The sequence below is a fragment of the Clostridium sp. CAG:221 genome, from assembly GCA_000435835.1.
GTDB lineage: Bacteria > Bacillota > Clostridia > Clostridiales > Clostridiaceae > Clostridium.
Genome location: FR883421.1, coordinates 61,923 through 76,248 on the forward strand (window position 1 = coordinate 61,923; position 14,326 = coordinate 76,248).

At 29.9% G+C, this 14,326-nt stretch carries 13 protein-coding genes; all 13 read left to right on the forward strand.

Annotated features, from left to right (window positions below; genetic code table 11):
• Positions 1–65: 65 nt before the first annotated feature.
• Positions 66–164: an LPXTG cell wall anchor domain-containing protein gene (locus Q5O44_RS15270; RefSeq protein WP_370545577.1), complete on the forward strand. Its 99-nt coding sequence runs from the start codon at positions 66–68 to the stop codon at positions 162–164.
• Positions 165–294: 130 nt separating this feature from the next.
• Positions 295–1,455 carry a DUF6688 family protein gene (locus Q5O44_RS12200; RefSeq protein WP_022168708.1) on the forward strand — a complete coding sequence of 387 codons (1,161 nt, stop codon included), beginning with the start codon at positions 295–297 and terminating at the stop codon, positions 1,453–1,455.
• 140 nt (positions 1,456–1,595) lie between these two features.
• Positions 1,596–1,754 (forward strand): hypothetical protein, encoded by a 159-nt coding sequence (locus Q5O44_RS12205; RefSeq protein ID WP_302637996.1) that lies wholly within the window; start codon positions 1,596–1,598, stop codon positions 1,752–1,754.
• A 70-nt stretch (positions 1,755–1,824) separates the two neighbouring features.
• On the forward strand, positions 1,825–1,980 hold the full coding sequence (locus tag Q5O44_RS12210) for a hypothetical protein (RefSeq protein WP_022168710.1): 156 nt from the start codon (positions 1,825–1,827) through the stop codon (positions 1,978–1,980).
• Positions 1,981–2,164: 184 nt separating this feature from the next.
• On the forward strand, positions 2,165–3,841 hold the full coding sequence (locus Q5O44_RS12215) for a PP2C family serine/threonine-protein phosphatase (RefSeq protein ID WP_302637998.1): 1,677 nt from the start codon (positions 2,165–2,167) through the stop codon (positions 3,839–3,841).
• 18 nt (positions 3,842–3,859) lie between these two features.
• Positions 3,860–5,218, forward strand: a complete 1,359-nt coding sequence (locus Q5O44_RS12220; protein ID WP_022168712.1) for a VWA domain-containing protein — start codon at positions 3,860–3,862, stop codon at positions 5,216–5,218.
• Between the two features lie 18 nt (positions 5,219–5,236).
• On the forward strand, positions 5,237–5,743 hold the full coding sequence (locus Q5O44_RS12225; protein ID WP_022168713.1) for an FHA domain-containing protein: 507 nt from the start codon (positions 5,237–5,239) through the stop codon (positions 5,741–5,743).
• Between the two features lie 11 nt (positions 5,744–5,754).
• The gene (locus Q5O44_RS12230) at positions 5,755–6,891 is read left to right on the forward strand and encodes a protein kinase (protein ID WP_022168714.1); all 1,137 of its coding nucleotides are present in this window, start codon (positions 5,755–5,757) and stop codon (positions 6,889–6,891) included.
• A complete protein-coding gene (locus tag Q5O44_RS12235) occupies positions 6,888–7,967 on the forward strand; it encodes a mitogen-activated protein (MAP) kinase (protein ID WP_022168715.1) in 1,080 nt (359 codons plus the stop codon). Before Q5O44_RS12230 ends, Q5O44_RS12235 begins: the two co-directional genes overlap by 4 nt.
• Positions 7,968–7,997: 30 nt before the next feature.
• Positions 7,998–8,702 carry a hypothetical protein gene (locus tag Q5O44_RS12240; protein WP_022168716.1) on the forward strand — a complete coding sequence of 235 codons (705 nt, stop codon included), beginning with the start codon at positions 7,998–8,000 and terminating at the stop codon, positions 8,700–8,702.
• A gap of 546 nt (positions 8,703–9,248) precedes the next feature.
• Entirely contained in the window at positions 9,249–10,844 is a 1,596-nt protein-coding gene (locus tag Q5O44_RS12245; RefSeq protein WP_022168718.1) for a peptide chain release factor 3, read from the forward strand.
• Between the two features lie 362 nt (positions 10,845–11,206).
• Positions 11,207–13,153, forward strand: coding sequence for a nucleoside-diphosphate sugar epimerase/dehydratase (locus tag Q5O44_RS12250; protein WP_022168720.1), 1,947 nt, complete (start codon positions 11,207–11,209; stop codon positions 13,151–13,153).
• A gap of 28 nt (positions 13,154–13,181) precedes the next feature.
• Positions 13,182–14,324 carry a DegT/DnrJ/EryC1/StrS family aminotransferase gene (locus tag Q5O44_RS12255; protein ID WP_022168721.1) on the forward strand — a complete coding sequence of 381 codons (1,143 nt, stop codon included), beginning with the start codon at positions 13,182–13,184 and terminating at the stop codon, positions 14,322–14,324.
• Positions 14,325–14,326: the final 2 nt, after the last annotated feature.

The window sequence follows — 14,326 nt, forward strand, 5'->3', positions numbered from 1 at the left end:
CACAGCCAGCTCCAAAGCCAGCACAAGAGCAAAGTAATATATCTAAAAAACCAAGCAATAATAATATTTCTGAGCTACCAAAAACAGGTGATGCAAGCATAATGGGATTTGTTGGTGCATTATTACTTTCAGTTGGTGGACTTTTAATTAATGATAGAAAGTAAAATGATAGATAATGAAAAACTCCGTTTAGGCGGAGTTTTTTGTGCATATAAATCTGTTTTTAATAAATCTTGCCACAATAAAATAGAAATAATATGGTAAAATTAATATAGAATTAAAAGGAGTAATTTTATGTTAGTAAAAGTGTTGTTTTATTTATATGTAATTATAGCTTTTTCAGTGCCAATTTTTTGGATTTATAAATTAATACAAAGCTTCTTTGGTAAAAGTGGGATATTTATAAGCAAAAAATTTATCTTAAATAATGAGAAGGTAGAAGTATTTTACTCTTTTATTGTTATAGCTTTAAGTAGTTTTAATTTACTGTGTATCAGTGGATTAGTAGATACAGGTAAGCCCCTTCAAATATATGAATTGAGTAATCAATATCTAAACAGCTATACTCCATTATCCTTTCAGCATATATTAACCTTTGTTGTATTTTTTATTTTAGGATTATTAGTGTATTTTATATTGATAAATTTCAATGGAAAAATGGCACCTTTACTTTATGTCATAAGTTGTAGCATACTTTTAATAAATATAGCCTTAAACGTAACATATTTTACTCATACCTTTAGGGTGAAGGATTTGGAATTTACATCTTCTTATATGATAAAAGCTTTAGGACGTCATTTAATTTATTTAAGCATGATGTATGTATCACTTTTAAAGCAATCTATGGATAAGGTTAGAAGTGTAGAAGGAGAAAAAAATAAAATTTATAACAATATATTAGTAAATAAGTTATATAAAATTTTTATAAAGTATGAAACTAATGTTGGTTTTTGGACATTATTTATATTTCCTGTACTTATGGTAATTCAGCTATTTCTTGTATTATTTGGTCAAAAGCCTGATAGCTTTATTCAAGTATTTTTAGATACAAGTACCTATAATTATTCCAAGGTCATACCACCAGATCCAGTTATAATTCCAGGAGATGGACACTATCTATGCACTGTGGCAGCTAGAGGCCATGAAAAAGTAGTAAAGCCTTTAAGAAGTGGCGTTAGAAATGGTAAGAGAATAACTGTAAACAGACAGCTTATGGTGGCCAATGCCTTTGAAAATATTTTAGAGCAATATACTCCTAAGCTTCATAAAATTATCAGAGACATCTATGATAAGTATGGTTATCCATTAAGTAAGCATATAAACAGTAAAATTTCTGCAGATATAGTTTATTATCTTATGAAACCTTTAGAGTGGAGTTTTTTAGTTGTTTTATATTGTGTAGATAATAATCCAGAAAATCGTATCAATATTCAATACAGTGAATTAAGAAAATAATCATAGTGTATTGTTTTTAATAAATAATGAATAATAACATTTCTTAAAAGTAGAATTACATATGATAAATGTATTTAAAATATGGAAAATGTGTTATCATTATGAATTGTGGTGTAAGAGAATTAGGTGGAGGGATGGTAATGAAGAAAGTGAACTTTGGTATTATTATTGCAATACTATGTATTGTTTTAGCAATGATTATTGAAATAAGTATTATGCTCACCGCTAGAAGAAGGGTACATATTAAATCAGAAACTGTTAAGTATAATAGAGAGTGTACATTAAATAGTATAGTTTAATAAGAGGAACAATTAATAAAAATATAAGCAAAACATAAAATATATAAAACGTACGAAACGGGGAAGACAAATGAACTTAAGAAAAGTATCCATAATAATTTTAATGATAATAATGATTTGTATATTACTTTTTGTTAGAGGAAAAATTATAGAAAATAAATTTCTTCTAGATAAGATTAACGGATTAGACAGTATGATATTTGAAGCAGAAGATAGTATTAATTAAAGCGGTATTGATGAGCAATGCTGCTTTTTTTGTGCAGAAAAATAAGGATAAACTTCAAGAGTATAAATAACAACATTTAATGCAAACAGAAGTAGAGGCAGTTATATTTCAAGGGAAACTGTAATATATATTATGGAGTTATTAGTTTGATTTATAAGAAATTATAAGGCAGGGAGGTGGAATGGTGGTAAATATATGTCCAAGGTGTGGAAAGCTGCTGAAGGATTCAAAGTATTGTGATAGCTGTGGCAATATAGTTAATCTTGGAGAAGGAATTCAAGAATATGAAGAGTGCACTCTTACCAATAAGTTTTACAAGATAAAATCAAAGGTAAGCTATGAAGATTTTATTTTCCATAGAAAAACTATTGAAAATCCTCAATATGTTGATGAGGAAAAAGAAGAAATTTACTTTTTAAAAAAAGAAAATAGTAAGTCCTTACATCAATATATAGGTGATAGAAAGCTAGAGTTAAATGAAATAAATAAAATTACCATGAGGCTTATAAAAATCTTTAAAGAACTTGCAGAAGAAAAGCTCATTATAAGTGCTATTAACTTGGAAGATTTCTGGTTAAATAAAGATGATATAGAAACCTTAAAGCTATTTAATAGACGTAGATTCATAAAAAATAAGGTCATTGTAGATAACTTTGATTATGGCTATTCAATAAGTTCACCGGAGGTGTTAAATAAGGTTGAAGAAAAACTTGGACAGGAGTCCAATGTTTATATTTTTGGCAGGCTTTTCTTACAGCTTATCTTAAATAACTTTGGCATCCTAAGTGATGATGAAGAAATGTATTATGGATATAATTTAAGATTATTTAGAGATGATCTACCATATAGATTTCATAATTTTATAATGAAATGCTTAAATATTACTAAAGAAAAAAGGTTTAAATCCATTAAAGAATTGGAGGAAAGCTATAAGTATTTCATTGAAGAAAAATATAATGTTGAAAACACAAAATTAAAGGTAAAAAGCCTTGGCAGTACTAATGTAGGTGTAAATAAACTGAAAAAGGCCTTACGAGATATGCATATAAAAAAATATGAAGATGAAAACCAATTTAATGAAGATATGTTTTTAGTGATGAAGGATGAAAAAAGGGAAATTACCCTTTTAGCCTTAGGAGATGGAGTATCAACGGCAAAGCTAGGATCAGGTAAGGAAGCTAGCTCCATATTAAGAAAAAATATCATAGAGGCTTTTAAGGAAAAGGCATCTCTTTTAAAAGATGAAATTAGTATTAAAGAATTTTGTAGTAAAGTAATTGCAAAATCTAACATAGATATTATTGAGTCAATAAAAACAAAGGTGGATATAACAAAAGAGACACCATCAGGAATCATGGCTACCACATTGATATTGGCTGTTATTGTGAGAAATAAAATGTATTACACCTCTATAGGAGATAGCAGGCTTTTTATATATAGTGAAAAAGATGGACTTAACTTGCTAAATTATGAAGATAATGTGATGAATTTAAAATTGGCCAATGGAATGGCTTGGGATAAGGTGGTAAATTCAGAAGGCAGATATGCAATAACAAGATATATAGGGGGAGGTTCCTTTAAGGATGGCAACCTTTATCCAAGAGAATTTACCATAAGTATACATTGTCTAGACTTGGAACCAGGTCAAATTATTATTATTTGTTCTGATGGAGTTACTGATTACATTAATAAATCTTATTATAATGATGACTTATGGAAAGTCACAGAAAGCCTAGAAAAAATCATTAAAGAAAATAAGGAAAAGTCATTGGATGTATTAAATAACAAGATAATAACTGAAGCTAACTTAAATGGCGGAGGAGATAATATAACAATTATAACTTCTAAAGTTTTAAAATAATTTCATGGAGGGAACTAAATGCAAGATTTAGTAATAAAAACTGGAGCTAATATTCCATATTTGCTTTCAGATAATGAAGAAAAAAATATCATTGTAAGGGTTGGGGTACAGCCTAGCGATGAAATAAGAAAAGACTTTATGGAAAAAGAAAAAGTAAACTCAGGTGTAGATTTATGTTTAGTGTTAGATGTTAGTGTATCCATGACAGATGTTATAGAAGAAGATAATGTTGAATATGGCAGTAGATTTAAAGTAGCTAAAAAAGCAGTGGAAAGTTTAATAAAAAATAGTAGTGATGAAGATAACTTAAGCTTAATAACATATAATGATTTACCTAAAGTAGTATTTAAAAATATCAGCGGTAGTGATAAAGATTTTATGCTATCAGAATTAAACAAAGTAACTGCATCAGGTAATACCAATATTTCAGCAGCCATAAGAGAAGCAAGGATATTAATGAAGGAAGAAGTTAGTGATAAAGTAAAAAAGATAATTTTCGTTACTGATGGTATTCCTACTTGTGATACTGAGGAAGATGGTATTAGAGAAGCAGAATACTTAGGTGATGATAGTATTTCACTAGATTGCCTTGGTGTAGGAAATAAAGATATAAAATTTTCATTCTTAGAAAAACTTTCAATACCTAGCAATGGTAGAACAGATATTATATCTAATGGTGAAGAAGCAGTTAAGATATTTCATAATTTATTTGATAAATCAAAACAAGTAATTATGACTAATGTAAAGCTTAGACTTACTGAAATAAGTCCTCTTGTAAGAATAACAGATCATTATAGAGGTACTCCAGAAAAGAAGTATTTAGGTAAGGCAAAGATTTCATCAGATAGAGAATACGTCATCAATATAGGTCAAATAGAAAAAGATCAGCTTTATAACTTTTACTTTAATGTAACTGTATCCAGCAGAGTTAACTTAAAGGGACCTTTTAATATCATGAAAACTTCTGTGGAATACTGTATACCAGATATGTATGGTGATAATGTAAAAACCAATGCCAATGTAGTTGTGGTTGAATTTGGTACAGATAGTAGAAGGAGCAGATATAGAGTTGGAGATATTGAGAGAAACTTTAAGATGGTGGAAATCAAGCGATATGAGGATGAAATAGAAGAAGATTCTAAAGAAGGTAATGATGTTAGAGTAATAAATAACCTTCAAAGAATTATAAGTATCTGTGAATACTTGAAAAATGAGGAGCTTATTACTGGCTATAAAGGAATACTTGAAAAGTATCGTGAAGAAAAGAAGCTTGATATGTCAAAGATGAATGAAAATAGAAATACCAGCACCAAGATAGGTGATGATGGGCTTATTAATCTGCCTCTAGACATAGAATCAATTTTTGAAGACCAATAATGGGAGGGAGCAAGGTAAATGGAAAAGAAAATATGCATAAAGAATTCCTGTGGCAAGATCTATACTCCAGAAAATGATGAAGAATATGAAGCAAGAACATGTTGTGGAATATGCGGTGCACCTGTGGAAGTAGATTTAGGTGATTACCCTTATGAAATAGTGGAAGAAGAAAGAATTGTAAAAAAAATAGAGCCACTTCCAGGGCAGGGACCAAGGGTTATTATTTATAAAGGAAGAGAAATTGCAGCAGTAGTTAATCTTGAATATGATGAAACCATAATAGGACGCCAAAGTATCAATTCAACACCAGATATAGATATGACTAGTATTGATGAAGATAGAAATGTCAGTAGGCAGCATGCAATGATTTATAAGGAAGATGGTAACTTTTATTTAAGAAAGCTTTCAGCTTCCAATGCACTGCATGTTAACACAGAACCAGTAATAGATGAAGATGTTAAATTAAATGATGGAGATATGATAGTCTTAAGCAGGAAATACGGATTACAATTTATAGCGCAGTAGGTGATGAATTTATGTGGAAGTGTTGTAGATCACTAAATAGAAATTTTCAAGAATTCACCATTGAAAGTGGTGAAAAGGATGAAACACTAAAGGCTCCAATAACCATTGGAGAAGGAAGGTATGAAATCAAGGATATAAAATCTGCTGATGGAGGCTTTGGCATAGTATATAAGGCTATTGATAAAAGACTTAATAATAGAAATGTCCTTATAAAGGCAAGAAGATATGATAATATTCCAGGACTATTCAGTTATGCTTATGATAAATCCCGGGATGATGAAATAAAGGATATGAGAGAAGAAATATCCTTTGAAATAAAGTGTCTTAAGGCATTTAAAAACAGTGGTGAAAGCAGGATGCCTAATATAAATGATGTGGTCTACGATTACTGTCCAGAAATCCATGGGCCGCATATAGATGTAGATGGTGTTAGATTTTATTGTGAAGATGAAGAAATATATAATAATGAACCATATATAGTAATGCAGATGATAGATGGGGAAAACTTAGGACATTATGTTAATATGGGATTTAATTATGTGATGAATGATAGAAATTATACCAATATAAGACGTTGGGAAAATGATGTGATGGAATATGCCTTAGAGCTTACGACTATTCTTTCAAATTTTCATAAAAGACATAAATCAAAAATTTATCCTAAATATAATAAGCAGTATTTCATTTATCAAGACTTAAAGCCAGACAATATCATCATCACCAGCAAACTTTTTATTACTCTCCTTGATTTTGGTTCAATGAACCTTGTATTAGAAAATGATGATGGAGAAGTAATCAGTAATATAAAAGGGGCAGGTATACCAGGAGCAGGAACCTTTGGATATAAACCACCAGAATTTAGAAGTGGTAGTGCTTCTTTGGCCAAGCTTGATGAAAGAGCTGATATATATACCTTGGGAGCAACTCTCTATCATTTATTAAGATGCAAGCCTTTAACAGAAGAATTAAAAACAGAAGATACCATTATTCCTATAGAAAGATTAATGGAAATGGGATACTTAGATGAAACAGCCAACATTATCAAGAAGTGTACTGAATATAGGAAGGAAGATAGATATAAGAATGTAATGGAAGTGCGGGCTGCAATTCTCAAGAACATGGAATTAATAAGGAGAAATATGCTATGACCATGGAAAATATAAATGAAAGATGGAAGATATTATCCTTAGAAGAAATTGAAGAACGCTACAAGGAAAATTTTACTTGGGTAAAGAATGTAGAAGAAAGAACAGATACTCTTACTAAAATAAATATGGCTTATGATCAATCGGTGAAGAGGCTTGTAATAGCAAAAAGTACATGCTATAGGGAAAAAGATATAAATGAAGGGCGTATAGAAGAAAGAAGAGAATACCTAAGGCAGCAGTTAAATATCTTAAATGATATTTCATCAATGCTTTTACCAGAACCACTGGATTGGTTTAAGACCGTAAATGACAACTTTGAAGGTGAATATAGTATTAGTGAGCCTATATTAATTTTAGATTATATACCTGGCACAGATTTAAGAAGTAAAATTAAAGAAAAGGTATTTATAGATGAGTTTGGCAAGGTGCAAGTAAATAGAATAATAAAGCTTTGCCGTAAGATATTAGCATTCTTAAAAGTATTAGAAGAAAAAGGCTATGGAGTAGTAGGTTTAAGTGATGAGCATATTATAATTCTCAATGACGATGTACCTAGATTTGTAGGTTTAAGTCACATATGTAAGATGAGAGAAGGATATCTGGACATAGGGCATTTAAATTTTGAAAGAACTATTTATGGATATTCAGCACCAGAGCTTAATGATTATAGCAGTAACGCTCGTTTTAATATAAAAGGAAGGCAAGTGGGAGCTTTTTCTTTAGGAGTGTTAATGCATCAAATGATTTGTAGTAGAAATAAGTTTACTTCCAGTGATATAAAAGGTGGAGCTTTTGTTTATCCCAATGCAACCACAGGAGATTTTATTATAGAGATTAATAATAAAAGCTATAAGGGCAAGCTACTTCATATGCTTATAACAGATTTATGTAGGCATGAAGTCACTGAAAGGCTTATGGATTATGATGAAATTGAAAGGCGCCTTATGGAAATAGAAGAAGCCAGTGATGAAGATATTTATGAAATGAAACCTATAAGAAGTGGAACAATTCATATCCAGCGCCAAAATAAGAAGGGATTTTTAGATAAGTTAAAAGAAATTTTAGGATTAAATTAATAAATTATTTGTGTATAAGGAAGTGACATAGTGGAAGAAAAATTAGAATTAAAATTTGCACAAATAGATAAAAGTGGAGCCATAGAATTTACCAATAAGTGGCTGCTATCAGAATATAATAATGGGGCTTTCTTTTTAACTAAGGATGATAAGTCATTGGTGGGCAGACGTATAGTAATGTTAGATGATAATGAACAAGAAATATGGACATCAAAAATAATGTGTATGGATAATGTGTTTTTTGATAGCGAAAATGTTAAGTATAATTACTTATCATCTAATGCCATAAATATAAAAAATATGCCTAATATGAATAAAAGCTATCGTATATATGTGGAAGGAACAGAATTATATACTAATTTATCCATAGAAATAGCAACTGATAAAGATGAGATTGTGCTTAATGAAGAAGTAAATGGTCAGGAAAAATCCATTTGTGATTATTTAAAAGGAGCCATTGCTAATTTGCAAAATGAAAGCAAGTATACATTTTTTCACAATAAATCCAGTGTGAACTTTGTTAGATTTGCCCATAATAAATTTCAGTTTTCAGCAGTAGATAAGGACAACGGAAATATATGGCTAGAGGTGGAGTACAGGACACCAGCAGAAGAGGAAGCTTTAAAGGAAGCAGTAAAAAAGATTAAAAATAACTTTAAGGAAATAAATTTAGTAGAAGTTAGCAAGGATGAAGAAAAGTTTGCTTCCATTGCAGAAATTATGGTTAAGAATTAAAATATAGGGAAAATGTATTGCTAATATAGCATAATACATTTTCCCTGTATTTTATTGATCATTAAATTTATCTTTTGAGCTAGCATTTAAAAGCGCAAATATGAAAATATATATAGCTAATAAAATTACTAAAAATATAAACATTTCATCAAATCCTTTTATTTATATATAACCATATAGTAAGTTAAAAAAGTATTTTTATAATATAGTATTTACTAGATAATTTATTTTAAAACAATTTTAAGAAAATAAAAAAACATAGTTTTTTAAGGAGCTTGTATATGTTGTTTTTTGATTATTCTTCTTTTAATTTAATACAATAAATCCTTCTTTAAACAAAAAATACATAATTAATTATATATTTAAAATATATCCAATTAAAGAGGGAAAGATTGAATTATAAATAAACTTGAATAAAAGACATACATGAATTAAAATAAATTAGGAAGATTTATAATGATGAATTATATATTATGAATGATGAATTAAGGAAAAAACTCCAACGGAGTTTAAGTAATTATAGATTAAATTTAGGAGGATAATAAATTGGCAGATTACATAAATGAGATTAAGAAAAGAAGAACCTTTGCAATCATATCTCACCCTGATGCTGGTAAGACAACATTAACAGAAAAATTCCTATTATACGGAGGGGCAATTAGATTAGCAGGTTCTGTAAAGGCAAGAAAAGCATCAACACATGCTGTTTCAGACTGGATGGAAATAGAAAAACAAAGAGGGATTTCTGTTACATCATCAGTAATGCAGTTCAATTATTCAGGACACTGCATCAATATATTAGATACTCCAGGACACCAGGACTTCTCTGAAGATACATATAGAACTCTTATGGCTGCTGACTCTGCAGTAATGGTTGTAGATGCTGCTAAAGGGGTGGAAGATCAAACAAGAAAGTTATTCCATGTATGCTCATTAAGAGAAATGCCAATTTTCACTTTCATCAATAAGATGGATAGAGAAGCACAAGATCCATTCCAATTACTTGAAGATATCGAAAGCGAACTTGGAATCAAAACATATCCAATGAACTGGCCAATAGGTTCAGGTAAGGAATTTAAAGGTGTTTATGATAGAAAGAATGAAAGAATCATTGCTTTCAATGGTGGTAACCACGGTGCTACAGAAGTTGAAGCAATAGAAGGTTCTGTAGATGATGAAAGATTTAGAGAGATATTAGGATCAGCACTTCATGATAAGTTAATGGAAGATATTGAACTTCTTGATATAGCTGGTGATGAATTTGATGTGGAAAAAGTAAGAACAGGAGAATTAACTCCAGTATTCTTTGGATCTGCCTTAACTAACTTTGGGGTTGAACCATTCCTTGAAAACTTCTTAGAAATGACAACATCACCACTTCCAAGACAATCAAACATTGGAGAAATAGATGTATTTGATGAAAACTTCTCAGCTTTTGTATTTAAAATACAAGCTAACATGAACAAAGCTCATAGAGATAGAATTGCTTTCATGAGAATATGTTCAGGTAAATTCCAAAAAGGATTAGAAGTTTTCCATATGCAAGGTGGTAAGAAGGTTAAACTTGCTCAACCACAACAATTTATGGCTCAAGATAGAGAAATAGTTGAAGAAGCATATGCAGGAGATATTATTGGGGTATTTGATCCAGGTATATTCTCAATTGGAGATACATTATGTATGCCTTCAAAGAAGTTCAAGTTTGAAGGAATTCCAACATTCGCACCAGAACATTTTGCAAGAGTAAGACCAGTGGACACTATGAAGAGAAAACAATTCGTTAAAGGTGTTACACAAATAGCACAAGAAGGTGCAATCCAAGTATTTAGAGAAAACCATGTTGGTATGGAAGAAATCATTGTTGGTGTTGTAGGGGTACTACAATTTGAAGTTCTTGAATATAGATTAAAGAGCGAATACAACGTTGAAATAAAAATGGATAGACTTCCATTTAGATATGTAAGATGGATAGAAAATAATGATGTAGATGTAGATAAGTTAAACTTAACTTCAGATGCTAAGAAGGTAAAAGACTTTAAAGATAGAAATATATTAATATTCCAAAATGACTGGGGTATCAATTGGGCTCTAGAACATAATAAAGGTTTAATACTTTCAGGTGTAGGGAAAAGTGACGAATAATTAGATTAATTTACATATAATGAAATATATGTAAATTAAAATAAGAAAAAGCTATTGAATTTAAAGTGAATTCAATAGCTTTTTTTATATTATTCAAGAAATAATTCAATAAATAGAGAGTGTTAATGGAATATATAGAAATATTAAAAAATAAAAAAAATAATAGGATAAAAGAGAGAGAAAATAATTATGTAATGTTGAAAGCTATCAATTTGAATCGTAAATTTGGGGACGAAACTTTTTTTCTGTATATTTAAAGAGTGTTATACTAAATTAAGTAATAATGTTAAATAATGGGGGGTTGTGCTGATAAATACTTTATTAAAATTAAATATAGAAATGGTAGATAAGGGGGAAATCTAATGACAAATATTACGCTGGCAGAAGATGTATTAAAAAATAGAAAGATTAAAGTTGGGGTTTTACTTTTATTGGATTTTTCTTTAATTATATTTTCATATTTTTTATCTTATATATTTAGATTTTATTTAGAAAATATGAGTTTCTTAGAAGTTATGACATACTTTAAAGGAAATTTTAATAAGATAATTTTAGCAGCAGTAATATATATTATAGTAATGGCAATATGTAAGCAATATAACAGTATATGGTCGTTGGCTGGAGTTTCAGAATTAAGTAATGGAATTATTGCAATTACAATAGCCTATTTAATAAATGTTGTATCATCATTAGCATCAACAAATAGAATTCCAATGATGGTAACTACTTTGTCAGCCATATTTATCATGGCTTTTTGTAATGGTCTTAGATTAGGTTGGAGAATATTAAGACGAGCAATTATTTTTAGCACAGCCATTAAAAATAAGGATTTTAAGAAAGTACTAGTTATTGGGGCAGGAGCAGCAGGAGCTTTAGTGGTAGGAGAATTAGGCAGAAGACCTGAGCTTAAAAAAAGAGTTGTAGGACTTATTGATGATGATAAGCAAAAGCTTGGAACTTATATAGATGGTGTGAGAGTATTAGGCAATAGGCATGATATGAAGCAAATAGTTAAAGAAAAGGATGTAGAAGAAATAATAATTGCCATTGCCAGTTTGGAAAAAAAGATATTAAAGGAATTAATTAATGAATGTAAGGATCTAAAGGTTAAAGTTAAAATAATGCCTGGTCTTAATGAAATAATTGATGGTAAATTTTCCGTTGAAAGCATTAGAGATGTGGATGTTAATGACTTATTAGGAAGAGAAGCAGTGAAGCTTGACTATAGTGGAATAGCTGATTATTTGCAAGAAAAAATAGTATTAGTAACTGGTGGAGGAGGCTCTATTGGGTCTGAGTTGTGTCGTCAAATAGTAAGGTTTAATCCAAAGCAGCTTATTATATTTGATATTTACGAAAACAATGCATATGAAATTCAAATGGAACTAAAAAGAAATTATCCAGAACTTAACTTAGTAACTCTTATAGGTTCAGTGAGAGATAAAGCTAGGTTAGAACATGTATTTAATAAGTACAGGCCTAACGTTGTTTTCCATGCAGCAGCTCATAAGCATGTACCTCTAATGGAAGATAGTCCATGTGAAGCTATTAAAAATAATGTTGCGGGTACATTAAATGTAGCAGAAGTATCTAGTAAATATAAAGTTGAAAGATTTGTTTTAATATCAACAGATAAAGCAGTAAACCCAACAAATGTTATGGGTGCAAGCAAGAGGCTTTGTGAGATGATAATACAAGCTATAAATAAAGAAAGTAATACAGATTTTGTGGCTGTAAGATTTGGTAATGTACTAGGATCAAATGGTTCGGTGGTTCCATTGTTTAAGAAGCAAATTGCTAAAGGGGGGCCAGTTACCCTTACTCACAAGAAAATTACAAGATTTTTTATGACTATTCCAGAAGCAGCACAGCTTGTGCTTCAAGCAGGTGTTTATGCTAAAGGTGGAGAAATATTTGTTCTTGATATGGGAGAACCAGTTAAAATATATGATTTAGCAGAAAACCTAATTAAGCTTTCTGGTTTTGAACCTAATAAAGATATAAAGATAGAAGTAACAGGATTAAGACCAGGTGAAAAACTATATGAAGAGCTTCTTATGGATGAAGAAGGACTTAAAAATACAGCTCATGAGAAGATTTTTATTGGAAAGCCTGGCACATTTGATTTAGCAAAATTGAAACAATCAATTTCAAAATTAATGAATATTTCAACTAATGATGACATGGGACAGTTAAGAAATACATTGAAGCATATAGTACCAACTTATAAAGAAAGTACGGAAAATAAAGAAGTATTAAATGATATATCAAAGAAAGAAATAGCAGCAACTACAGTTTTAATAGAGTAAATAATTATGATAATTAGAGGTGTTTAGTATGAGTAATAAGAGAATATTTTTATCATCACCACATATGGGAGAATTTGAAAGAAAATTTGTTAAAGAAGCCTTTGATACAAATTGGATTGCACCACTAGGACCAAATGTTAATGAATTTGAAAAAGAATTATCAGAATATGTAGGGATAAAATCAGCAGCAGCCTTAACTTCAGGTACCAGTGCTATTCATTTAGCAGTGAAGCTTTTAGATATAACAAAAGGAGATTATGTTCTTTGTTCATCTTTAACATTTTGTGCAAGCTGCAATCCTATAGTATATGAAGGTGGAATTCCAGTATTTATAGATTCAGAGCCAGAAAGCTTTAATATGTCACCAAAAGCTTTAAAAAAGGCTTTAGAAGATTTAAAAGTAAAGGGAATCACTCCAAAGGCAGCAATTGTTGTTAACCTTTATGGTAATAGTGCCAATATGGATGAGATTAAGGAATTATGTGATGAGTATAATGTGAAAATTATTGAAGATGCAGCAGAAAGCTTAGGTTCTACTTATAAAGGTAAAATGAGTGGGACTTTCGGTGAAATAGGAATATATTCTTTCAATGGTAATAAGATAATTACTACTTCTGGTGGAGGAGCATTAGTATCAAATAACGAAGAATATGTGAAAAAAGCAAGATTCTTATCAACACAAGCAAAGGAACCTATGCCTTATTATGAACACAAAGAAATAGGATATAACTACAGAATGAGTAATGTGGTGGCAGGAATAGGTCGTGGTCAATTAAGAGTATTAGATAATAGAGTAAAAGAAAAGAATCATATATTTAACACATATAAAGAAGCTTTTAAGGATATTGATGATATAAATATGATGCCAATAACAGAAGGGTGTACAAGCAATCAATGGTTATCAGTGATTACATTAAAAGAAGAAAGTAAGGTTAAGCCAACAGATATAATTGATGCTTTAGAAAAAGAAAACATAGAATCAAGACGTATTTGGAAGCCAATGAATTTACAACCTGTTTATAAAGATAATATGTTCTATAACCATAATGAAAATGGTATAAGCGTTGGAGAAGATATATTTAATAGAGGAGTATGTCTTCCATCAGATACAAAAATGACTAATGATGATTTAAAAAGAGTTATTAATATAATTACAAGTCTTTTTAATTAATA

Excerpts from the sequence above, each read along its gene's own strand:
- Q5O44_RS12200 (WP_022168708.1), top strand. The coding sequence starts at position 295 with ATGTTAGTAAAAGTGTTGTTTTATTTATATGTAATTATAGCTTTTTCA.
- Q5O44_RS12205 (WP_302637996.1), top strand. The coding sequence starts at position 1,596 with ATGAAGAAAGTGAACTTTGGTATTATTATTGCAATACTATGTATTGTT.
- Q5O44_RS12210 (WP_022168710.1), top strand. The coding sequence starts at position 1,825 with ATGAACTTAAGAAAAGTATCCATAATAATTTTAATGATAATAATGATT.
- Q5O44_RS12220 (WP_022168712.1), top strand. The coding sequence starts at position 3,860 with ATGCAAGATTTAGTAATAAAAACTGGAGCTAATATTCCATATTTGCTT.
- Q5O44_RS12225 (WP_022168713.1), top strand. The coding sequence starts at position 5,237 with ATGGAAAAGAAAATATGCATAAAGAATTCCTGTGGCAAGATCTATACT.
- Q5O44_RS12230 (WP_022168714.1), top strand. The coding sequence starts at position 5,755 with ATGTGGAAGTGTTGTAGATCACTAAATAGAAATTTTCAAGAATTCACC.
- Q5O44_RS12235 (WP_022168715.1), top strand. The coding sequence starts at position 6,888 with ATGACCATGGAAAATATAAATGAAAGATGGAAGATATTATCCTTAGAA.
- Q5O44_RS12250 (WP_022168720.1), top strand. The coding sequence starts at position 11,207 with ATGACAAATATTACGCTGGCAGAAGATGTATTAAAAAATAGAAAGATT.
- Q5O44_RS12255 (WP_022168721.1), top strand. The coding sequence starts at position 13,182 with ATGAGTAATAAGAGAATATTTTTATCATCACCACATATGGGAGAATTT.